This window comes from Oleiphilus sp. HI0128 (genome assembly GCF_001635365.1).
The window spans coordinates 1-1,140 of sequence record NZ_LWGG01000059.1 but is presented as its reverse complement, the minus strand read 5'-3'; the positions used below and the strand labels follow the sequence as shown (position 1 = coordinate 1,140).

Sequence of the window (1,140 nt, the reverse complement as noted above, 5' to 3'; positions counted from 1 at the left end):
CAGGTCGCTGTATCAAAATCGCTGTGCTTGGCAGCTTTTAGGGCTTTGTCTAAGTCGTTGAAGTTGCAAATATCCAGTTTTTCTTCAAGTGTGCTATAGAAGGAAAGTGCATCGCTGAGGATTTCCTGGTCATGATCCCAGATCATGGTGGCCGCTGGGTTCTCTCGTTTGTTTCCCGGGTGAAAGTCCATGTTAAGGAAGTGATAAGTTTCATCCAGGACTTTAATCGGGTTTTCTATCCAGGAGACCTTGCCCTTCTTATCAACCGAGAAGTGAGTTTGATGCATGGCCAACCAGCCGGATAACAAGTGTGGTTCAAGCATTAAGTGCTCAACCGGACGTGTAAGCAATAGGTGCTTGCGTTGCAATACGCTTTGCATTGCAGTCTTGTCGTCCTTGGATTTAAGGCTAGCAATATTTGCTTGGCAGACTTCAGCATAAACCTGGTTCAGGTCGTATTGCTGTGCCTGTTTTTTTAACGCGCCTACAGCCGTTAGATAGGGAACGATAAACTGGGTTGTTGGTTTCGCATGAATATTGTTGCCCATTATCCAGTTGACCAAGCCGTAATGGAATTCAAGGTTGGTGCCTAGATCCTTACCTTCCAGCTTAGTGCGGCGAAGTACTTCAGACATTTGTTCAAAGCTTTCCAGACGATTGTTGCCAACAGTCAGGAGTAGGGCGATATTACTATCGTAAGCACCGGCCAAGTGATAGGACATGAATACATCTGTATCAGGGTTGTGAAGACTGATGCCCTGGTCGTCACGAATTTCGCCATCAAGCGAATCTGACCAATGTTCAATCAAACCACCTGCATGGGGTGCCAAAGCTTGGTTAGTTGCATTAAGGCGGGCTTCAACCGAAGCATTATGACGCAATACGCGCTCGGGCTTGGGTAAGCGCTTGCCGTGTGCAGCGAGTAATACCATGGCCTCGACCAATGAGTGCACCGTAAAACTGTCATCAGCGTTGTCGGGGTTGACGAATTTCAGGCTATAACAGAGCTCTGTAACGCGGTGTTCAACCTGAATTCGGGTGTTCATTTCCATAAAGAAGTGTTTGTCGCGGTCAACGATACACTCGAAGGTGGATACGTTGTCCAAACCTACAGCCTGACCAAATACTTCGGATTCTTTT

General features: G+C 47.0%; 1 pseudogene. It reads right to left on the bottom strand.

The window, feature by feature from the left end:
- Positions 1–1,140: pseudogene (locus tag A3763_RS00840) on the bottom strand (hypothetical protein); the annotation flags it as partial.